The 20,235-nt window shown below is 59.8% G+C and carries 17 protein-coding genes and 2 tRNA genes; 9 read left to right on the top strand and 10 right to left on the bottom strand.

Features of this window, described 5'->3' with window-relative positions; all coding sequences use genetic code 11:
• Nucleotides 1-25: 25 nt before the first annotated feature.
• The 9 genes from G5306_RS07255 to G5306_RS07215 all read right to left on the bottom strand — a co-directional run bounded on the left by G5306_RS07255 (nt 26) and on the right by G5306_RS07215 (nt 14,159).
• Complete coding sequence (locus G5306_RS07255) at nt 26-1,891, bottom strand: beta-N-acetylhexosaminidase (RefSeq protein WP_421312638.1); 1,866 nt, start codon at nt 1,889-1,891, stop codon at nt 26-28.
• Complete coding sequence (locus G5306_RS07250; RefSeq protein WP_421312637.1) at nt 1,876-2,748, bottom strand: BadF/BadG/BcrA/BcrD ATPase family protein; 873 nt, start codon at nt 2,746-2,748, stop codon at nt 1,876-1,878. Before G5306_RS07250 ends, G5306_RS07255 begins: the two co-directional genes overlap by 16 nt.
• Nucleotides 2,741-4,462, bottom strand: coding sequence for a glycoside hydrolase family 9 protein (locus G5306_RS07245; RefSeq protein ID WP_421312636.1), 1,722 nt, complete (start codon nt 4,460-4,462; stop codon nt 2,741-2,743). Before G5306_RS07245 ends, G5306_RS07250 begins: the two co-directional genes overlap by 8 nt.
• A 114-nt stretch (nt 4,463-4,576) precedes the next feature.
• Nucleotides 4,577-5,569, bottom strand: coding sequence for an ABC transporter ATP-binding protein (locus G5306_RS07240; RefSeq protein WP_185226709.1), 993 nt, complete (start codon nt 5,567-5,569; stop codon nt 4,577-4,579).
• 11 nt (nt 5,570-5,580) lie between these two features.
• Nucleotides 5,581-6,600: an ABC transporter ATP-binding protein gene (locus G5306_RS07235; RefSeq protein WP_107683633.1), complete on the bottom strand. Its 1,020-nt coding sequence runs from the start codon at nt 6,598-6,600 to the stop codon at nt 5,581-5,583.
• Entirely contained in the window at nt 6,597-7,517 is a 921-nt protein-coding gene (locus tag G5306_RS07230; protein WP_005353820.1) for an ABC transporter permease, read from the bottom strand. The genes G5306_RS07235 and G5306_RS07230 overlap by 4 nt, the downstream gene beginning before the upstream one ends.
• 1 nt (nt 7,518) lies before the next feature.
• A complete protein-coding gene (locus G5306_RS07225; RefSeq protein WP_005353818.1) occupies nt 7,519-8,502 on the bottom strand; it encodes an ABC transporter permease in 984 nt (327 codons plus the stop codon).
• 118 nt (nt 8,503-8,620) lie between these two features.
• The gene (locus G5306_RS07220; protein WP_005347706.1) at nt 8,621-10,306 is read right to left on the bottom strand and encodes an ABC transporter substrate-binding protein; all 1,686 of its coding nucleotides are present in this window, start codon (nt 10,304-10,306) and stop codon (nt 8,621-8,623) included.
• Nucleotides 10,307-10,721: 415 nt separating this feature from the next.
• Nucleotides 10,722-14,159 (bottom strand): ATP-binding protein, encoded by a 3,438-nt coding sequence (locus G5306_RS07215; protein ID WP_421312635.1) that lies wholly within the window; start codon nt 14,157-14,159, stop codon nt 10,722-10,724.
• Nucleotides 14,160-14,408: 249 nt separating this feature from the next.
• Between G5306_RS07215 and G5306_RS07210 the strand changes: the two genes are divergently transcribed.
• Both G5306_RS07210 and G5306_RS07205 read left to right on the top strand, forming a co-directional pair.
• Nucleotides 14,409-14,484: transfer RNA gene (locus G5306_RS07210), tRNA-Gly, on the top strand.
• Between the two features lie 57 nt (nt 14,485-14,541).
• Nucleotides 14,542-14,615: transfer RNA gene (locus tag G5306_RS07205), tRNA-Cys, on the top strand.
• 48 nt (nt 14,616-14,663) lie between these two features.
• On the opposite strand, the gene G5306_RS07200 is transcribed toward G5306_RS07205, so the two are convergent.
• On the bottom strand, nt 14,664-14,957 hold the full coding sequence (locus G5306_RS07200; RefSeq protein ID WP_005347702.1) for a hypothetical protein: 294 nt from the start codon (nt 14,955-14,957) through the stop codon (nt 14,664-14,666).
• 212 nt (nt 14,958-15,169) lie between these two features.
• On the opposite strand from G5306_RS07200, the gene G5306_RS07195 reads away from it, so the two are divergent.
• The 7 genes from G5306_RS07195 to G5306_RS07165 all read left to right on the top strand — a co-directional run bounded on the left by G5306_RS07195 (nt 15,170) and on the right by G5306_RS07165 (nt 20,132).
• Nucleotides 15,170-15,370 carry a YbfA family protein gene (locus G5306_RS07195; protein WP_005334863.1) on the top strand — a complete coding sequence of 67 codons (201 nt, stop codon included), beginning with the start codon at nt 15,170-15,172 and terminating at the stop codon, nt 15,368-15,370.
• A 422-nt stretch (nt 15,371-15,792) separates the two neighbouring features.
• Nucleotides 15,793-16,056, top strand: a complete 264-nt coding sequence (locus tag G5306_RS07190; RefSeq protein ID WP_005334862.1) for a DUF2282 domain-containing protein — start codon at nt 15,793-15,795, stop codon at nt 16,054-16,056.
• A 72-nt stretch (nt 16,057-16,128) separates the two neighbouring features.
• On the top strand, nt 16,129-16,977 hold the full coding sequence (locus G5306_RS07185; RefSeq protein WP_421296341.1) for a DUF692 domain-containing protein: 849 nt from the start codon (nt 16,129-16,131) through the stop codon (nt 16,975-16,977).
• Nucleotides 16,970-17,722 (top strand): DNA-binding domain-containing protein, encoded by a 753-nt coding sequence (locus G5306_RS07180; protein ID WP_216953114.1) that lies wholly within the window; start codon nt 16,970-16,972, stop codon nt 17,720-17,722. The genes G5306_RS07185 and G5306_RS07180 overlap by 8 nt, the downstream gene beginning before the upstream one ends.
• A complete protein-coding gene (locus tag G5306_RS07175; protein WP_158112124.1) occupies nt 17,719-18,162 on the top strand; it encodes a DoxX family protein in 444 nt (147 codons plus the stop codon). Before G5306_RS07180 ends, G5306_RS07175 begins: the two co-directional genes overlap by 4 nt.
• A 97-nt stretch (nt 18,163-18,259) precedes the next feature.
• Nucleotides 18,260-18,739 carry a GNAT family N-acetyltransferase gene (locus tag G5306_RS07170; RefSeq protein WP_216978274.1) on the top strand — a complete coding sequence of 160 codons (480 nt, stop codon included), beginning with the start codon at nt 18,260-18,262 and terminating at the stop codon, nt 18,737-18,739.
• Nucleotides 18,740-18,830: 91 nt separating this feature from the next.
• Entirely contained in the window at nt 18,831-20,132 is a 1,302-nt protein-coding gene (locus G5306_RS07165; RefSeq protein WP_216978275.1) for a methyl-accepting chemotaxis protein, read from the top strand.
• Nucleotides 20,133-20,235: the final 103 nt, after the last annotated feature.

Raw genomic sequence — 20,235 nt, 5'->3', positions numbered from 1 at the left:
ATTGGCCGCCAAAGTAGAGACAACATTACCTCTGTGGCATCCGGTAGCGCACCTGCAACTGATCGAGGATCTGCAGCTGACCCGGCAGGCGGGCGGCGAAGTGCTCCCAGCCCTTGTGGGCGGGATCGCTCCAGGCCACCTCGGCCGTGGCCAGCATACGCGGGAACAACATGTAGTCGAGACGATCACGGCTGGTGATCAATTCTGACCACAAGGGGCTCAGCACCCCGAGGATGTTATCGTTGGCATGGAAATCGGCTGGGGCAGGATCGCAAGCATAAACCTGCTCCAGATTGAGGGTCCCCGCCCAGTAGAGGCCGGGTTCATGAATATCGGCGCTCCAGGCGAGATCCAGATAGAGGAACTGGGCGGGCGCCATCACCACCGGATAACCGGCTGCGGCTGCGTCCAGCCCCGCCTGAAAGCTGGTCCAGGCACAGATGGCCGCTTTGCGGCTCACCTTGTCGCCATGCAGGATCTCCTCCCAGCCGATCATCTGTTTGCCTCTGGCGGCCAGATAGCGCTGGCAGTGGCGCAGCAGATGGCCCTGCAGCTCGCGGCAGTCGGCGTAGCCCTGCTCGACCATCAGCTGCTGGCAGGCGGGGCTGTCGGTCCAGACCCCGGTCGGCACCTCGTCACCCCCCATGTGGATCTGCGGGCCGGGAAAGAGCTCGCATACCTCGTCCAGCACCGCCTCCAGGAAGCGGTAGGTGCCGGGCAGGGCGGGGTTGAGCACGTTGTCATCGAAATGCTGAACCGAGCGGTAGCGGGAGTGATCCGCCGTTTCGATCAGCAACTCGGGCAGCGCCTTGATGGCGGCGTGGCAGTGGCCCGGAATGTCGATCTCGGGAATGACGGTGATGCCGAGCTCACTGGCATAGCTCACCAGCTCCTTCACCTCGCTCTGGGTGTAGTAGCCGCCATAGGGCTCGGCGCCGCCGCTGAGCTGGGGGTCGATCGCCAGATTATGGCCGCGCCAGGCACCCACGTCGGTCAATGCCGGGAAGGCCTTGATCTCGAGTCGCCACCCCTCGTCATCGGTCAGATGCCAGTGGAAGCGGTTGAACTTGTAGAGGCTCATCAGCTTGAGCAGGCGCTTGATGGTTGCCGGAGTGTGGAAGTGGCGGGCGCAGTCGAGAAAAATGCCGCGAAAGCCAAAGCGCGGGGCATCCTCCAGCGTGACGCAGGGCAGGCTCTCCCCATGTTGCAGATACCACTGGGCCAGAGTCACCAGCCCATGACGCCAACCAGCTTCGTCGGCGGCGGCAATCACCACCTCCTGCGGCGTGATGGTGAGTTGATAGGCTTCGGGGGCCAGTTTGTCCTCGGTCAGCCGGATTTCAGCGTCGTGATCCTGCTCCAGTGCCAGCGACGTCAGCTCGTTGAAGTGGGCCAGCAATTTCGGCACATCGCGGGGGGCGCTGACATGAGCCCGCTCGGCCAGCCGGAAGTTCCCCTCCAGCAGCACCAGATGGGCCGGTTGCGGCACTATGCCGGGCAGGGACTCGACATCCGGCAGGTCGGGGCGGGTTACCGGCGGGTTTTCCAGTCCGAGATCCTGAGCGGCCAGCGTCACCGGTAGCAGCTGGGCACCCGTGGTCGCCTCCGGCAAGCTGAGGAAAAAGCCCTGCGGCATGTCGGAGAGCTTCTTGATGGGGGTCTGGCGGCAGCAAAAGCGCAGCTCGCAGCTGCCAGCGTTCGGGACAATAACCTTGTAGCTGCCGCTTTGGCGCTCCAGCTCCCCCCCTTGCAAGGAGTCGGGGTCGATATGGCGAGCCAGACAGAAGTGCAGCTTCCACTTGGTATCAGGCATGCGGGAGAGGGTGAAAGTGAACCAGACATCCTCGCCGTCACGTCGGGCTACCTGGGTGTGGATCAGGGGTGTAGACATGGAAAATCCTCTGATTGGGCAAACAGGATGGCGCCATCGAGCGCATCTGCCTGGGGGGGGATCAGGTTGAGCTGGCCGAGACGGGGAGCGAGGCGGGTGCCAATCCCACCCAGCAGGGCGATCTGTCTGGCACCCAGCTGGGTCATTCCCTCCAGCAGGATCCGCAGTTGTTCGCAAGTTTCGTCCAGCAGCTGATTGGCTAGCTCGTCGCCATCGCTGGCTGCATCAAATACCCAGGGGGCGAAGTGGCCATAGTCCGCCGGAATGGCGCGGGCGGCCCAGCGTACCACCTCGGCCTGATCCCGCTTGAAGCGGTCCATCAAGCGGATGGCGAGGGTGCTGGGGGGCAGAATGCCATCGTGGCAGAGCAGGGATTGCTGGATGGCGCGCAGCCCCAGCCAGGCGCCGCTGCCTATGTCTGAAATGGGGAAGCCGCGGCCGGAGCAGGTGCGGATCTGCCCCTCCTGATAGACCAGCCCCACCGAGCCGGTACCTGCGATCAGAATGGCCCCCTCCTCGCCGCCAAAGGCGCCGAGGCAGGCACCGAAGGCATCGGAGGTGAGCCTGACGCTGGCAAAGGGGAAGGGCATCTCGAGCAGGGCGTGATAGCAGTCGGCCAGCTCGGCGGAGGCGAGCGCCAGCCCGACCCCCATCTGCTGTTCACTCTCGATAGCGATCCCGGCGGCAAGGCGGGCGCTGGCGATGGCAGCCAGCACATTGGCGTGGGCATGGGGGATGCCCAGCTCCAGATTGGATCCGGCTGCGCGCCCCTCTCCGAGCAGCTTGCCCGCCCGATCTCGAATGCGGGCGCGGGTGTGGGTGCCCCCACCATCGACGCCGACCCAGAACTCAATCATGGCGACCTCCATTTCCCTGCGCATTCAGCCAGGTGATGGCCAGGGCAAACCAGGCAGCGTGGGGGATCCACTGCTCGCCCCAGCGCCAGTTCTGATCCAGCCGTTCCCTGTACTCCTCCGGAATAAAGGCCACCTCATTTTCGTCATCAAACCCTGAGGTGATGCCGTTGCAGATGCCCCCCTGAGCATTGGGATAACCGGCGGTGTAGGCGGGATTGTTGATGCCGTGACCGGCCAGCATGCAGGCGTTGAAGGGGTTTTGCCCGAGGATCCAGTCGAGCTGGTGCTGACCGAAAGTGCGCAGCAACCTGCTCTGCTGGGGCAACTGTGCCGCGGCGGCAAAGGCCATGGCGGCCAGCGAGGCCAGGCGAGCGTTCTCCCCCTGCCACCAGTAACCGGACTCGTTGTGGTGGGGCATAAAGAAGCTGACGCGCGGCGCTTCATCCACACCTTTGACATATTGGCGGGCGAGGGAGAAGGGGTTACCCGCCCGTGCGCAGAGTGCCAGCTCGGCGGCCAGCGCCTGCTCCACCACGGTTTGTACCCGGGCCTGGTGCCCCTGATCCGGCTCTACGCCCAGATATTCCAGCAGCGCCAGCACCGGCAGCCCCGCCTCGGCGGCGTGATAGTAGGGGCGCGAGCCATCCTCGTTGGCCGACCAGTAGTGACCCAACTCCGGATGAATGCGCTGACGGGCGCAGAGCTTGCTGGCGCGGGCTCTCGCCTCGGCCAGCCATTCGGCGCCGAAGGTGCGGGTCAGCTCCACCGCCGCCAGCAGGGCGCAGTAGTCGTCGATGATGTTTTCGACCCCGTCGTCCAGATAGGCAAGGTTGTGCTCACGCAGATGCAGGTAGCCGCGTTTGGCCGCCTCGGCGTAATGGTTGGTATCGAAGTCACCGCCGATGTGCTCGCGGGCAGCGCGGGCCAGTGCGGCAATGGCCATACCGCCCCCTTGGCGAAAACCTGCCTGCCAGTTGGCGGATTTGATCCCCTGCTGGGTGGCATAGGCGCACAGCTCGCGCTGGGCGGGATCCTTGCTCCACTTGTCGAACAGGGTCATGAAGAAGAAGCCCGACTCATCCTGCATCCGGCTGAGAAAATCGGCGCCGTGCAGCGCCTCGTCATTGAGCCGCTTGCAGAGGTTGACCCCGTCGATATCGTGGCGCGGGGCCAGCAGTTCCCGGCACTTGAGCAGGGACCACACCACCATGGGGGTCTGCTGGGGGTTGAGGTAGTTGGCGTAGGAGAGGTGGCTCAGGTATTTGCTCATGTCGCCGCTGGCATCGAACCAGCCGCCGTGCACATCTCTGTGCTGGTCGGTGCCAAACAGGCGGGCGCTGCGGTCAGCCCGATCGAAGGTGCCGCTGGCGCGCTGCCCCTTGAAGTAGTGAATGACATCGGAGAGGCAGCGGCTGGCCAGCAGATCCTGGCCGATGGCAAAACGGGTCGAGCGGACAATGCCTTGGGCAGTGATCGCCTCCAGCCGATAGTCGCCGGGCTCTTTGAAGGCGGAGAAGTCGGCGTGCCAGTAAGCACGCCCCTGCCAGCCGGGGACGCTGCCATCCGCTTGCAACGGGGTTTCAAACAGGATCTGGCCATCATCGAGGCGTTGCAGCCTGACGTAGCCGCCGAGATCATGAGCGGGGGAGGCTTGCAGCAGGGCGACCTTGTGCCCGTCGCACTCGTAGCCCACCTGATTGATCAAGAGTTCCATCAAGGTATTACTCCTGTGGTTCACCGACTGACGGTGAGGCACATCACGGGGCCGTGGCCGCCCCGTATCGAGGCATGGCCGGACTGTGCAGTCCGGCCGGTCTAAGGCTTACCATCATTCGTAGAGGTAGCAACGCACGAAGTGGTTATCAGCAAGCTTGGTGATGGCAGGCAGACTCTCCTTGCAGCGGGGCATCGCCTGATTGCAGCGCCCGGCAAAGGGGCAACCGCAGGATTCCGGCGTCCAGAGCGGGATCTCCCCTTTTCGTCCGCCCTCCAGCTCGGCGTGGATGCTCTTCTCGGGGTCGGGCACCGCCGAGATGAGCAGCTGGGTATAGGGGTGCTGCGGGTGGTGCAGGATCTCGTCCACCTCGCCCCACTCCACCATGTGGCCTACGTACATCACCGCCAGATCTTCCGCCACATAGCGAGCGGTGGCGATGTCGTGGGTGATGTAGAGCATGGAGACGCCAAGCTCATCCTTCATCTGCTCCATCAGGTTGAGGATGCCGATGCGAATGGAGACGTCGAGCATGGAGGTGGGTTCGTCCGCCAATACCACTTCCGCCTCCACTGCCAGATTGCGGGCGATGTTGACCCGCTGGCGCTGGCCGCCGGAGAGCTGGTGCGGATATTTGGCCGCAGTCGCCTTGGCGGGGGTCAGGCCGACCTTCTCCAACAGGGCGTAGACCATGTCGGGCAGATCTCTCTTGTCGATCACCTTGCTGTGCAGCAGCAGGGGGCGGGCGATGTGGTGGTAGATGGTGTGGGTCGGGTTGAGCGAACCGAACGGATCTTGCCACACCATCTGCACGCTCTGGCGATAGTCGAGCAGGGCGGTGCCCTTGTTGAACTCCTCCAGATCGTGACCGCGATAGAGAATGCGCCCGGCACTGAGCTTGTACATCTTGGCGATGATCTTGGCGATGGTGCTCTTGCCGGAGCCCGACTCCCCGACCACCGCCAGGGCGCGGCCCCGGTGCAGGTTGAAGGTGATGTCGGAGAGCGCCCGCATCTTGCCACTCTTGATGGCATTGGAGTTGACGGGGAAGTCCTTGTAGAGATGCTGGACTTCGATGATGGGTGCATCGGTTTTGGCGATTTGCATGACAGACATCCTTAACAGCCAGCGGCCTTGTCCAGATAGATCAGGGGATCTTGTTGTTCATCCTGCACGTCATAGAGATGGCAGGCGGTCTGTTGCCCGGGGCGGATCTCGGCCAATCTGGTGTACTCCTGACGGCAGCGATCGTGCACCTTGCCGCAGCGGGCCTGAAAGCGGCAGCCGACCGGCACCTCCAGCAGGTTGAGCGGGGTGCCCGGGATCCCCTCCAGCACCTTTTTTGGCCCGTGCAGAGGCGGGAAGGAGTTGCCGAGCCCCTTGGTATAGGGGTGCAGCGGCGCGGTCAGGATCGCCTTGGAGGGAGCGACTTCCACCAGTTCACCGGCATACATGATGCCGATGCGATCGCAGAACTCCACCATCAGGGAGAGGTCGTGGGTGATGAACAGAATGGAGAAGTTGAACTTCTCTTTCAGGGCATAGACCTTCTGCAGGATCTCCCGCTGTACCACCACATCGAGCGCCGTGGTCGGCTCATCCATGATGAGCAGCTCGGGGTTGAGCGCCATGGCGATGGCGATCACCAGCCGCTGGCGCATGCCGCCGGAGAACTGGTGCGGGTAATCCTTGAGCCGGCTCGGGTGGATATCGACGATGGTGAGCAGCTCCTGGGCGCGCTTGATCGCCTCGTAGCGGGTCATGCCGGGGTTGTGGGCCAGCAGCACGTCGCAGAACTGCTCCTCCATCCGCAGCACCGGGTTCAGGGCGTTCATGGCGGACTGGAACACCACCGACACCTGTTGCCAGCGATAGGAGCGCAGCCGCTCGTCGTTGTAATGGAGGATATTCTCCCCCTTGAACAGGATTTCGCCACCGCTGATGTAGGCGGGCGGCTTGTGCAGCCGGGCCACCGAGAAGGCGACGGTGGATTTGCCGCAGCCAGACTCGCCGGCGAGACCGAAGATCTCACCCTGTCTGATATCGAAGCTCACCGAGTTGACGGCGCGCACGTCGCCATTTTCGGTGATGTAGTCAACGCAAAGATTGCGTACTGACAGCAGGGGATGCTTGTTCATGCTGTCTTCTCCTGTGCGGCAGAGAGTGGTGTTGCGACCGGGGTGGCAAGTTTCTTCCAGCGGCTCAACCCTTTGTGGGAGCGCAGCTGCGGGTTGGCAATCTCGTCGATGGCGAAGTTGAGCAGAGCCAGACCGGCACCCAGGGTGGCGATGGCAAAGCAGGGAGCCAGGATCTCCCACCAGGCGCCGACCAGAATGGCGCTGGAGGTCTGGGCGTTGTAGAGCATGATGCCCCAGCTCACCACGGTCGGGTCGCCAAGCCCCAGGAACTCCAGGGTCGCTTCGGTGACGATGGCGTAGATGATGGAACCGATAAAGCTCACCCCGATGATGGAGATGAGGTTGGGCAGGATCTCCACCAGAATGATGCGCCAGGCCGGCTCCCCCAGCACTTCGGCGGCGATGACGAACTCCTTCTCGCGCAGCGCCAGGGTCTGGGCCCGGATGACCCGCGCGCCATAGGCCCACGAGGTCAACCCTATTATCACGGCAATCACCGCCGGTGACGCCTCCCCGATAAAGCTCGCCAGCACCAGTAGCAAGGGGAGGTTGGGTATCACCAGCACCACGTTCATCAGGAAGGTGAGGCACTCGTCCACCAGACCACCGAAGTAACCGGCGGTGATGCCGATGGCGACGGCCAGGGTGCAAACCAGCAGGCCTGCGCTGAAGCCCACCAGCAGCGAAATACGGGCGCCGTTGGTGAACTGGGCCCAGATGTCGTGGCCCATGCGGGTGGAACCCATCACGAACTCGGCACTGGGCGGCTGGTGCGGGCGAGCCACCCGTTTGGTCGGCTCGTTGCTGGCCAGAATGGGGGCAAAGAGGGCCATCAGTACGAAGGCAACCACGATGGCGAGGCCACAGGCAGCCTTCTTGTTGCCCAGCAGGATTTTGAGAATGGTCGGCATACGCATCTTATTTGCCTCCTGTACGCAGACGGGGATCCAGGAAGACGTAGAGCACGTCGGCCAGGAAGTTGAAGCTGAGCATGGTGATGGTCATGATGAGCAGCTGCCCCTGAATGAGCGGGTAGTCGCGGGCCAGAATGCCCTGATAGAGGGTCAGGCCCAAGCCGGGATAGTTGAAGATAACTTCGGTGATGAGAGAGCCACCGATGACGAAGCCGAGCGCCATGGAGAGGGCGGTGACGCTGGGCAGAATGGCGTTGCGGGCGCCGTAGTTGAAGATCACCCGGTTGCTGGAGAGCCCCTTGGCCTTGGCCATGGTGATGTAATCCTCACCGAGCAGGTTGATCATGTTGTTGCGCATGGTGATGAGAAAGCCCCCCACCTGTACCACGGCCAGGGTCAGCACCGGCATGATGGCGTGGGTCATGATGCTCTTGATGTGCTCCCAGCCCCAGTCAGCCTTGATCTCCGGGCTGTAGGCGTAGCCGATGGGCAGCCATTCGAGGCTGACCCCGAACAGGAACAGGGCGAGCAGGGAGACCACCACCGGCGGAATCGCCTGCATCACCAGGGTGAGCGGGGAGAGAATGCTGTCCATCCGGCCGCCGCGATACCAGGCGGCGAAGATGCCGACGATGGAACCGATGGAGAAGCTCAGGATGGTGGAGGTGCCGACCAGAAACAGGGTCCAGCCGATGGCACGGCCCAGCACGTCAGAGACCTGCTGCGGGTAGAAGCGCACCGAGGTGCCGAGATCCCAGGTGAAGACACTCTTCACATAGGTAAGAAACTGGGTGCCGATGGGGCCGTCGACAAAGCCGAAGGTGGCTTTGAGGGCTTCCAGAGCGGCGGGTTCCATCATGGCGCCAGCGCGGGCAAACATCACGGAGACAGGATCCCCTGGCATGGCACGGGGTAACAGGAAGTTGATGGTGGCGGCTACCAGAAAGGCAACCAGATAGAAGGAAAAGCGTCTCAGTATGAATCCCATGATAGTACCTTTTACTGCAAGTCTGCCCCGCGTCGGGTATAGCTACCCCAACCCCGGCAAAGTCGGGCAAGAAGGGGATTAACGGGGAAGATGGCCCCCCGCAGGGGGCCGGGATTGTTTAGCTGTTTGGCTTGAGGGACAACACGTGCAGCAGACGCTCAGGGGTGTCCGGGTGGAGCTGAGGTTTGGCTACCGGGTTATCAGCACTGAACCAGCCGTTGAAGCGCTTGGTGCTGTACTCGTACCAGGTCGGGTTGTTGAAGACCGGAATGATGGTCTGGTTGGCACCAACACGATCCTGGATGGCGAACATGATCTCCTTCTGCTTGGCCGCATCGGCGGTCTGGGTGAAGTCATCGATCAGCTTGTCGAGCTCGGGATCCTTGTAACGGGGTGCGGCGAAGCGGTTGCCGCGCTCACCCATGTTGCGGGAGTGGAATGCAGTCTCGAAGTACTTGTGCGGGTTGGCACCGGCAAAGTAACCCTGCAGGGCGACATCGAAGTCACCGGTGATCAGGTTCTCGGTCCAGACGGTTGCTTCCGGGGTGGCGGTCTTGGCGTTCAGGCCCAGTGCCTGCAGCCCTTCTACACCGATCTGTACTGTGTTGACCCAGTCGGTCCAGCCGTTCGGCACCAGTACCTTGAACTCGATCTTTTTGCAGCTCGGGGTGTCGAGGAACTTGTCGCCGTCACAATCCTTGTAGCCTGCCTCTTTCAGCAGGGCCTTGGCCCCTTCCAGATCGAACTTGTTGTACTTGCCGTACTTCTTGTCCACTTCCGGGTTGTTCCAGGAGTCAAAGGCTTTGCCCAGACCTGACGGGTACTCGTTGACGGTGGGGTAGCCGTAGCCCGCGATATCCACCATGGACTGGCGGTCCATCGCCATGGAGAAGGCGCGACGGAAGTTGATGTCGTTGAAGGCTTCGTGGTTGCCCGGGTTCTTGGTCTGGAAGTTGACGTTGAACGCCACGGTACCGGAGGCCGGGAACCAGTATTTGTTGTTCTTCGGATCGTTGCCGACGTAGAGGCGCTCGATATCCGGCACGAAGGAGCCGAACCAGTCGATGTCACCTTTCATGACAGCAGCCAGCACCTGGTCGTTGGTGGCCATCTGCGGCATGCGGATACAGTCGATAGCGAGGTTGGCGTTATCCCAGTAGTGCGGGTTGCGGCACTGGGTATAGAGCTGGGCGGAGAAGTTGTCCACTTCGGTGAAGGGGCCAGTACCAACCGGCTTGTCGTTGGTGAAGGCAACCGGATCTTTCACCGATTTCCACTGGTGCTCCGGCACGATAGGTACCAGCACCAGATCGTTCACCACGTTGGTGTTGACCTCGGTCAGGTCGAATTTGACCTTGTTCGGGGCCAGCTTCTCGACGCTCTTGATCTGGGTCCAGATTGAGCGCTCATCCAGCGCCTTGTTGGCCTTGACCAGATTGAAGGAGAAGATGATGTCATCGGCATCAAAGGCTTCGCCGTCAGACCACTTCACGCCGTCACGCAGATCGAAGGTGACGGATTTCAGGTCATCGCTGAACGCATAGTTGGTGGCCAGACGATAGACGGGTTTGCCCCCTTGCATATCGTTGAAGATCACCAGCGGTTCATAGATGAAGTGACGGGTGGTGTGCAGCAAGCCCGCTTGCAGGAAGGGGTTGAAGTTCTTGACCCAAGCGGTTTCCTGCTGTGCGACCATGGTCAGCACGGTTTTGTTTTCTGCGGCCATGGCGTTACCGGCGGCACCGGCAAGCATCATGGTTCCCAGCATTACAGCGGTAGAGATTTTGGATACTTTGGCAAGCATATGTTTTCCTTTCTTATTCTTTGGCATTCCCGAGGGTTCGCCTTGTTTTGTGTGAGCACCGGTTTCGCATGCTGATGAAATCGGCCCTCTGTGTTGGTCAGGTGTCTAACCTTTGTCGTTCTGTTTTCCAACGCCCTAAGCAAACCAGAATTAACAGGAAAACAACAACTATTGATTTCGTTGTTTTCGTAAAAATTAACGGTGTTACGTCAATCTCGTCAAAATCGATTTTTATCTGTTTAAAATCATTTGTTTGCGTTATTTGCTCTCGCGTAGAAAGTGGCTGTGAAAATGGCGTATATGACAAATTTGTGAATTGGATCTGCTCTCGGTTTCGGAGTTGTGCGGGGCTTTGTTTTGCGCAAAAAGAAACCAGATTGCCAATTGTGATCCGGCGCCCGTTTAGGGCGCCGTGTCACGGCTTGCGGTTGGCGAGTTGACGCAGGGTCTGGGCGCTGTGCTGCAACTGCTGGCGCTGGTGGTCATTGAGCGGGCAGTGGCCCAGCACATACTCGGTGGTGGCCACGACCGTCTTCCAGCGTGGCGACTTGGGCAGGGTGTCCAGACTCAGGTATTTGTCGAGGGTGCGGGTCTGCGGGCTGGATCTGTCCATATAGACCCGCCACAGCTTGCTCTTCTCCGCCAGCACGATTTTGCCCTTGCCGGTCCCCTGCTGCCAGGCATCCAGGGTGAGCTGCATAGTCTCTACCAGCGCCCGGCGCAGCGGCTCGTCATCCTGCTGGCGAATGAGGTCGTCGGCCAGCGAACGGAACTCGCCACCCAGGCGGCTCAGCTCGCCCAGTAGCTGTTCATCTTCGATGATGGCTTGCCGCGAGAGGTTCTTGAGGGCGTTCTCCAGCGCCATTATACGGTTCTCATCCTGACGCTGTTCGGTACTCAGAGTGAGGGCGAAGGCGGCCTGTCCTCCGAGCGCGATAGGCAGGGCACGGGCGTTGAGCACATCTTTTTGCCCGGCTACCAGAAACTCCAGATTGTGTTCCCGCTCGCTGGCAAGGTCGGGCCACTGCTGTTGCAGCGGGGTGGCGAGCCACTCATTGAGGGGCTGACCCTCCATGGCTTCCGGCTCCTGTCCCAGCAGGCGTGCCAGCACCCGGGAGGCAAACAGCACAGTGCCCTGCTCGTCGATAAAGATCATGGGGTCGGCCCCTTCGCCGAGCAGGGCCAGCAGCCGCTGCTGATCCTGATGCAGTCGATCCTGCAGGGTGAGGCGATGTTCGATCTCCTGCTTCAATAGCCGGTTCTCTACCAGCGAGGCGCGTCCGGCCTTGGCTTCCAGCAGTGCCTTGACCCGGGCAAACAGCTCTTCCTTGCAGAAGGGTTTGACCAGATAGTCGTTGGCACCGGCCCCGAAGCCCTCCTCGATATCCTTGGGCTGGTTGAGGGCGGTGAGCAGCAGCACCGGCAGCATATCTTTCGGGTGTTGCTGGCGCAGGCGACGGCAGACGTCAAAACCGGAAAGGGTCGGCATCATCACATCGAGCAGGATGAGGTCCACCTGCTCCTCGGCCAGCTTGGCCAGCGCATCGTGGCCGTCACTGCTGGGCAGGATGCGGTAGCCGCAGGGTTGCAACAGATGGCGCAGGATGTGCAGGTTGATGGGCTCGTCATCCACCACCAGAATGAGCGGCGCATCCTCGGGGGGAGGGGGCAGATCGTCGCTCTCCCAGTCAGGCAGGATCAGCGGTTGCTGGCGCACCAGCTGATGCTCGATCTGGCGGCTGTCGAGAGTCAGATTGGCCGCTTTGCCGGTGGCAAGGGGCAGGGTAAAGGCGAAGGTAGAGCCAACGCTCGGCTCGCTCTCGACAAACAGCTCGCCCCCCATCAGGTGCACCAGCTGGCGGGTGATGGAGAGGCCAAGGCCGGCCCCCTGCTTGCTTACCTCCGGGCTCATCTGCACCAGCGGCTCGAAGATATGTTCCAGATGGTCGGGGGCGATGCCGATGCCGGTATCCGTGACCTTGATGCGCAGGAAGTTGTTCTCGACGATGGTACTGAGCACCACCTTGCCCTGCGGCGTGTACTTGATGGCGTTGCCCACCAGGTTGTAGAGCACCTGTTCGAGCCGCTGCTCATCGGCCAGTACCGGCGGCAGTTCGGCCGGGCTGATATCCACCAGGGTGAGGGGTTTGGCCTGCACCAGATGCTGGCAGAGATCCAGCACCAGCCGGATAACCCCCTTGGATGAGACGGGCTGGGAGTGGATCTCCAGCTGGCCGTAGCGCATCTGGTGGTAGTCCAGCAGATCGTCCACCAGACGGGCCAGACCGTCGGCGCTCTTGATGATGAGGCCGAGCTGCTTTTGCTGCCCTTCGGTCAAATCCTGCTGGCTGGCGAGCATCGACTCGGCCATCCCCTTGATGCCGTGAATGGGGGTACGCAGCTCGTGGGAGGTGTTGGCCAGCAGTTCATCCTTGAGCTTGTCCGCTTGCTGCAGGCTGAGGTTCTGCTTGTGGGTCAGCTTGACCTGCTGTTGCAGCTCCTGGGTCTGCTGTTCGATCAGTTCGATCTTGTCCTTCACCGAGCGCTGCATATGGCGAAACGCCTCGGCCAGCCGGTCGATATCATCGCCGGTGCGCTCGATGGCGATGGGGTGATCCAGCGCGCCGTCGGCCACCTGCTCGGCCGCTTCGGTCAGGGAGCGCAGCGGCGCCGTGATGGAGTGGGAGAGCCAGCGGGAGAAGAGGATCAGCAGTAGTACCGAGCCCGCCCCCAGCACAATTACCAGAGTTTCCAGCTGGCGGATCGGGGCATAGGCTTCCCGGGTGGAGATCTCGGCGATAAAGGCCCACTCGGTATCGAACACCTTCACCTGGGTGTAGGCGGCCAGCACCTCGTCATCCTGATAGGAGTGGAACAGCCCGACCCCCTGCTCGCCGGAGAGCGTCTTGGTGATGAGGGGCGTTTGCAGTGGACGGAAGTTGGGGCTGAAGCTGTTCTCTACGCTGAACTCCGGTGCCAGCCAGGCATCGGCGCGCATCCGCTTGTCAGGGCCGATCAGGATGGTCTCGCCGGTCTCGCCCAGCCCCTCCCGCTCCGCCATGATCTGGTTGAGCTTGTCCGGCAGCAGCTCGAAAATCACCACACCGCGCACATAGTCGTACTGCATCACGGGGGCGGCCATGTAGGCGACCACCTGCCCGGTCAGCTCGTTGCGGCCAAAATCGGTGAATTCGAAGATCTGCTGCGGCTTCTGGCCGCCATCAAGGCGGCGTTTGATCTTGGCAAAGGTCTGGCCCAAGCCACTGCCCTGATAGGGGCCGGAGAGCAGATTGGTGGCAAAGTTAGGGTGCTTGGTGACCGAATAGACCACATCACCGTTGAGGTCCACCAGAAAGATGTCGCTGTAGTTGGACTTGCGCACCATGTCGGCATAGCCGCGATGAAAGCGCTGGTGCACCCGGCCATACATCTCGTCGGCGAGGATAAGCGCCGTGATGGAGGGTTCGATCTCCACCTGACTGTCCGGTTTGCGCAGTTGATCCCAGGAGCCTGGCAGATAGCGGGCCTGAGCACGGCTGCGGGCCTCCTGCGGTGTGGTGCCCAACTTCTCGAAGGCGCCGGTAAAGCCATAGAAACGGCCGATACTGTTGCCGGCAAAATCCTGCTGGGAGAAGTTGATGATCTGCTCTTTGAGGTTGTTGAAGTAATCCTCGAGCTGACTCTTCTTGATATTACGAACGGAGACCAGATGGTTGGAGGTCTGGGTGGTGAGATCCTTGCCGTGGCTGTATAGGAAGAAGAGGGTGATGACCAAAAAGGGCACCATGCCCAACATGAAAAAAGCCAGCATTAACTGCGGCCTGAGCCCACGAAGCGTGAAGATCCATTTCATCTTGTGATTTTCAATTGAGAATCCGGTTATTAAGCCGCTCAAGTCTCGAACGAAAGCGTAATCATTTCAACGACTTTATCCCAAATTCGCTTGGTGGGTCACAGCTGGCTGGAGAAAAATGCAGCAAGGCGTTTAAACCCTGAGCAAACAGTCTGCATCAGGGCTTAAATTGCGAAAAAGGGGTTGTGCTGGCGCTCGTGGTACGTATAATGCGCCTCGTTGTCAGGCAACTGGCACGAAAGCAGTAACGCGGGAATAGCTCAGTTGGTAGAGCACGACCTTGCCAAGGTCGGGGTCGCGAGTTCGAGTCTCGTTTCCCGCTCCAATTTTCCATCGCACCAACGATGGAACTCACTTTCAAGACAATCAGTCTTGTCAGCATGGCGCGTTAGCAAAGCGGTTATGCAGCGGATTGCAAATCCGTTTAGTCCGGTTCGACTCCGGAACGTGCCTCCATATTTTCTCTGTTTATCTCAATCATCACTCTTCGAGTCTGAGCTTTGGTCAGTATCCTTGCTGTACCAGTAACTGTTCGCAGCCAGCCTGTTTCCACTCGCGCTCGAGATAGTGGCTCACATCCGCCATGTTTTGCCCCCGATATTGAAACTGCACCTCGGCACTGTGCTGGTTGAGATCCGCAATCCGTTGCTTCAGTGTGCCGCATTGCCACAGGCTGACGGTGGGCACGCCCCGTTCGGCCAGCACGATGGCATCTTCCCGATTCAGTTGCCACTCCTCCAGTTGTGCTCGTGTCAGGGCAACCATCAGCACCAGCAGTGCCACTTCCGGCAGTTTCATGCGTGTCTCCCTACTGCATGTTTTTCCCCTGATAACTGTGGCAAAGCGCACGATTTTCGCAAGTTTGTTAACTGTTGGTTAATGACGTAACCCGTTTTCAGTATTTCCCGTTTTTCACCATTTTTTATAAAAAAAATGCGTTGGTGATGTAGTAATCCTACATGGAGTGGGGTAATCTTTGCTCAGTGGTCTTACCAGTAAGGAGTTACATCATGTTTCATCCCTTTTCCCTGACTCAGATTATTCTTCGTCGCATTTATGTATTGCTGGTGGGCATTCTGGCTTTCCCCGTGATGCTGTTTCGCAGCGATCGTGCCCGCTTCTACAGCTATCTGCACCGGATCTGGAACAAAACCAGCACCAAACCGGTGTGGCTCAAAATGAGCGAGCGTGGCGAGCGGATCTTCTACTAAACCCCATTCGCACCATGTGCAAAAAGAGACAGCCAAAGCTGTCTCTTTTTTTATCTGCTTGCCGCAACTCCTGGTCCCCATTTGTTTGTTGTTTGTTTCTTGCAAGTTGCATCCAGCCCTGCCTGTTGGCGGGGCTTTTTTATGTCTGACGCATCTCTTTTGATGGAAGCAGTGAAGAAGATTAACGGGATGAAAGCACCATATGGCACTTTTCCCGTTCATTAATGGGTGGTCGTCGAGACATTTTCAATGATGAAATAGCTGTTTAAAATCAATTGATTGAATATTTGCCTTTGGGTTTTTTAACTCTTTTTGTGTTTTTTTGAAAGGGAATATCCCGTTTGCCGGTTCTATTGCAGGTACCCGGTTGCGACAAATCGGGGATATCAGCAACATCCAACGACATCAAAAGGAACATGAACATGAATGTTAAAAAAAGCACTGCTATCGCCTCCGCCATGACCGGTCTGCTGGCGCTGGGCGCCCAATTTATCGCGGCACCAGCAATGGCTGCCGATGAAAAGGAGAAGTGCTACGGCGTGGTCAAGGCCAGCAAGAATGACTGTGCGACCAAGAGCAGCTCCTGCGCCGGTACCGCCAAGGAAGATGCTCAGGGTGATGCCTTTGTGGTGATGCCCAAAGGGCTGTGCGAGAAGCTGGTCGGCGGTTCGCTGCAACCCAAGTAAGAGACATCGGGCAGGGGATGGCCAATGGGTCGCCCCCTGCATCTTCTCTGATTGGCGAAAGCGAGTCTTGCGATGAACCCTTTGATTGGTATCGGATTACGCACTCCCCATTACGATGAGATCCGGCAAACCCTGCCGGCAGTCGGTTGGCTGGAGGTGCACAGTGAAAATTACTTCGAACGGCACAGCCAGGGTTTTCAGGTGCTCGCCGAACTGGCGCAACACTACCCCGTCAGTCTTCACGGCGTTGGCATGTCCCTCGGTTCTGCCGACCCGCTCGATCCGCACCATCTGCAGCAGTTGTCGACACTGGCCGCGGCGATCAAACCGGTACGGATCTCCGAACATCTCAGCTGGGGCAGCATTGGCGGGCGTTACTTCAACGATCTGCTACCGGTGCCCTATACCCGAGCCTCCCTGCGCAACATGAGCGACAAGATCCAGCAGGTACAACAGACCCTGGGTTGCCGCATGTTGATTGAAAATCCCTCCTCCTATCTGCAACTGCCCGGGGAGATGAGCGAGTGGGAATTTCTGGCCGAGCTGCAGCAGCGCAGCGAATGTGGCATCCTGCTCGACCTCAACAATCTCTATGTCAGTGCCTTCAATCACGGTTTCTCTTGCGATGAGTATCTGGCGGCGATCGATCTCGCCACCGTCGGGGAGATCCATCTGGCCGGTTATACCGAGAAACAGCTGCCGGAAGGCTCCCTCTATATCGATACCCACAGCGTCCCTGTAGTGGAGCCGGTCTGGGAACTCTATCGCCAGATCTGCCGCAAGCAGGCCATTCCCACCCTGATTGAGTGGGACCTCGAGATCCCGCCGCTGTCGGTCTTGCTGGCAGAGGCGGCGCAGGCCGGCGCCATTCTGGATGAGGCGCGTGCCATGAGTGCACCACGGGAGGTGGCCCATGGCTGAACTGGCACAGCTGCAACAGCACTTTGCCGATGGTCTGCTGGGGGCGCCTGACGCCATTTCCCCTCACATCAGCTCCCGGCTCTTTTCTGCCGAATCTGTGCTGCAGGTCTATCGCAACCACTTCATCCTGAGCCTTGGCGAGGTGCTGGCGAGCAGTTATCCCGCCGTCAAGGCTATGGTCGGGGATGACTTTTTTGCAGCGGCGGCCCGTGGCTTCGTATTGGCCGAGCCGCTCAGGGAAGGGAGCGTCATGCATTATGGCGCCGGATTTGGCCAATGGTTGGCCCGCTTGCCGACTACAACCGGGCTGCCCTGGCTGGAGGCGCTGGCTCAGTTCGAATGGCAGCTTGAGCGTGCCAGTCTGCTGCCGCTGGAATCACGCTGCTGGCCAGCCGAGCGTCTGGCCGCATTATCGCCGCAACAATGGGAGCGGCTGCGGCTGTTGCCAGCCACGGATCTGCTGCTGGTTGCCAGCGATTATCCGGTGCTGGCCCTGTGGCAGATGGCGCTGCACTGTGGTGAAGCGGTGGAGGTGCTTGATGCCCCCGTCTGGTTGGCACTGAAGAAACAGCCGGATTGCCGGGTTGCCCCCTTGCCCCTGACGGCGGGTGAGTGGGCGCTGCTACAGGATTGTCTCGCTGGTACGGCGCTGGTCGATCTGCTTGCGGCCGACCCTGCGGCCAGTGAACATCTCACTCGCCTGATAACCCTTGGTCTGCTGGTGGATATGGAGGTAATGCCATGATGGCAAACAAATGGCTGGCGCTGGCCAGCTCGAGTGGTGATTTGCCGCGCTGGAGCAGTGCTGGTGTGCTGTTGTTGGCGCGGCTTTGGGTCGCCTCGGTTTTTATCACTTCAGGCTGGCTCAAGCTGACGGCGTGGGATTCCACCCTCTATCTGTTTGAATCCGAGTATCAGGTGCCCCTGCTGCCCTGGTTGTGGGCTGCTTATCTGGGTACGGCGACCGAGCTGCTGTTGCCGCTCTTCCTGCTGGCGGGGCTTTTTACTCGCCCGGCCGCCTTGCTGCTGTTTGGCTTCAATATCATGGCGGTGATCTCCTACCCGACCCTCTGGGCGGGTGGCTTTTACGATCACCAGCTGTGGGGCTGGATGCTGCTGATCCTTATCATCTGGGGCGGCGGTGTGCTGAGCCTGGATCACTGGCTGACACGTCGCAGCCATTGATTTATCAGTGATTTCCCCAATGACAAAGAGCGCCACAAGGCGCTCTTTGTCATAATGACGGCCGGCGAAATTTCCCATGAGAGAAAAGGAGCAGCCAATGATCATTCGTCAGGCAAGGGCCGCAGATATTCCCACACTGGTGGCGCTGCGCATGGAGCTGTTTTGTGAGGTCGGTGAGTTGGTGACGCCGCAGGCAGACCCGGCCTTGTGGCAGGCCACCCTTGACTACTTTACCCGGGCGATGAGTGAAGAGAGGGCTCTATCCTGGCTGGCTGAGGCCGATACGCAGGAGGGCGGCAAACAGATCGTGGCGGCAGGGACGCTGGCATTGTTTGAACGGCCGCCCTATCCCGGCAATCTGGCGGGGATGGAGGGGTATCTGCTCAACATGTATACGCGGCCACAATGGCGCCAGCAGGGGATCGCCACGGCGCTGCTCGATGCCATAACGGCCTTTGCCAGATCGCGTCAGCTGGGAAAGGTGTGGCTCCATGCCAGCGAGCAGGGGCGTCCACTCTATGAGCGGATCGGCTTTGTCGCCAATCCGGCCTATCTGGAGTGGGATCTGGCACCTTAATCGATGGGACCCCGTTATCCCTCTGCTTTCTCGGCTAAAGTTCATGCAGATGTGATGTAGTTGTAAACAGGTAACAGAGGGGCAGGGCAAGATGTTCAACTTCAAACTCAAAGCGGAATTACAAGCGTGTCAAATGCAGTTGGCCCAGGCCCAGGCATTTATTGATGCAGTAAAAGTCGGTGTCGCTACCATCAGTTTCACACCAAGTGGCGAGATCCTCGAGGCGAACCCGCTGTTTCTGAGTGTGGTGGGCTATAGCGAGCAGGAGGTGATTGGTAAACACCACCGGATCTTTTGTGATGCCCACTACGCCCAGTCATCCTCCTATGCCCAGTTTTGGGAACAGTTGCGTCAGGGGCATTCCCACAGTGGCATCTACCAGCGCATTGACAAACATGGCAGGGAGTTGTGGCTGGAGGCTACCTACTTCCCGGTCAAGGTTGAGGGCAAGGTGGTCAGGGTCGTCAAGATAGCCTCCGATATCACCGAGAGTTATCAGCAGTTGAGTCGTCAGAAAGCGATCATCTCGGCACTCGATCGGGCACTCGCCATTATCGAGTTCACCCCCAAGGGGGAGATTGTGACGGCCAATCAGAATTTCCTCTCCTGCGTCGGTTACTCCCTGTCGCAGCTCAAGGGGCAGCATCACAGGCTGTTTTGCGATGAGAGCTTCTATCACGAGCAACCTCACTTCTGGGACGATCTGGCCCACGGCCAGCTCAAGTCGGGGCTGTTCAGTCGTCGTGACAGCCACGGCAACGAGATCTGGCTGGAGGCTACCTACAACCCCATCAAGGATGAGAGCGGCAAGGTGGTCAAGGTGATCAAGTTTGCCAGTGAGGTGACAGAGCGGATCAAGCGCTCCCAGGCAGTGAGCGAGGCGGCCAACATAGCCCAGACCATTTCGCAGGAGACCACCCGCTTTGCCGAAACCGGGTCTGAACTGCTGGCGGCATCGGTTGCCATCTCCAGCGCCATTTCCGAACAGGTGAGCCGCACTTCCGGTCTGATTGGCCAGCTCAATGAGCAGTCGAAAAGCATTGAAGCCATCGTATCTACCATCAGCAGTATTGCCGAGCAGACCAATCTGCTGGCCCTTAACGCCGCCATTGAGGCAGCCCGGGCCGGCGATCAGGGGCGCGGTTTTGCGGTGGTGGCCGACGAAGTACGTCAGCTGGCTGCGCGCACCTCCCTCTCGACCGGCGAGATCGCCAGCGTGGTTCAGAAAAACCGCGAACTGACGGCCCAGATCACCGGCAACATCAATGAGGTGGCCACCAGTGCCCAGCGTGGCAAGGAGCAGATCGGCGAGGTGAGTGGCGTGATGTCACAGATCGAGCAGGGCGCCATCAATGTGACCGAGACAGTCTCCAATCTGGCCATCGGCTCCTGACGGTTATTGGTTGTTGAACGAGGCACCGAATGGATGATTATTCCATCGGTGCTTATTTATTGCTCACTTGGTACGCCAATCTGAACCCCTCCTGTATCGTCCC

It is taken from the genome of Aeromonas sp. 603404 (assembly GCF_049171775.1).
Lineage (GTDB): Bacteria > Pseudomonadota > Gammaproteobacteria > Enterobacterales > Aeromonadaceae > Aeromonas > Aeromonas veronii_A.
Note: the sequence above shows the minus strand (reverse complement) of the source record. Positions and strands in the feature narration are given on the sequence as shown.